Below are 823 nucleotides of genomic sequence, written 5' to 3'. Positions count from 1 at the left end.
CTCACGGAACCGGTTGTTCTCGCGGTGCCGAAGGAAAAACAAAGGTGGATGCCGCCGGAATTGGTCGCGCTGATTGAGAAAGCGCTGGAAGAAGATGAGGGACGCCAGCCGTGTGTGCCGATTGACATGGTAAGGAACGTGCCCTTTATTCTGTTAAAAGAAGGCTTCGGCTTTCGCAGGACAGTTCTCGATCTCTGTGCGGAAAGCGGCTTTAAGCCGAATGCTGCCTTTAAGACGAGCCATATTGAAACCGCCCAATCTCTTGTGGCTAACGGATTAGGTGTGACAATGGCACCGAATATGGTCAGAAGGGATAAAGATCCGGGTGTGATCTATTTATCGATTCAATCCGCGCCATCACGAACCCTCGTCTTTGTCTTTTTAAAGAACCGCTATGTCAGTCTGACGGCCCAGGCCTTTATGGAACTAAGCCGGGAAAGTCTTAAACAAACGTTTGATGAAGGCTGTCTGGGAAACAAAGATGAAAATATTTAGAAAACAAAGACGAAACGTGGTAGTATAGGAATACAAACTAAATCTTATAAAACAAAGGGGAATAATCGGAAATGCAACTATTCGATCTGCCGCTCGACCAATTGCAAACATATAAGCCTGAAAAAACAGCACCGAAAGATTTTTCTGAGTTTTGGAAATTGTCTTTGGAGGAACTTGCAAAAGTCCAAGCAGAACCTGATTTACAGCCGGTTGACTATCCTGCTGACGGAGTAAAAGTGTACCGTCTCACATATAAAAGCTTCGGAAACGCCCGCATTACCGGATGGTACGCGGTGCCTGACAAGGAAGGCCCGCATCCGGCGATCGT

The 823-nt window shown here is 46.9% G+C and carries 1 protein-coding gene and 1 pseudogene; both read left to right on the top strand.

Annotated elements, in window-relative coordinates:
• On the top strand, positions 1 to 495 hold a 495-nt coding region (locus ACWHAR_RS25455), incomplete at its 5' end, for a LysR family transcriptional regulator substrate-binding protein (RefSeq protein ID WP_452088230.1).
• A 71-nt stretch (positions 496 to 566) separates the two neighbouring features.
• Positions 567 to 823, top strand: a pseudogene (gene cah, locus ACWHAR_RS25450) (cephalosporin C deacetylase); the annotation flags it as partial.

Source organism: Bacillus sp. LR--39 (assembly GCF_053613335.1).
This window is presented reverse-complemented; position numbering and strand designations above follow the sequence as displayed.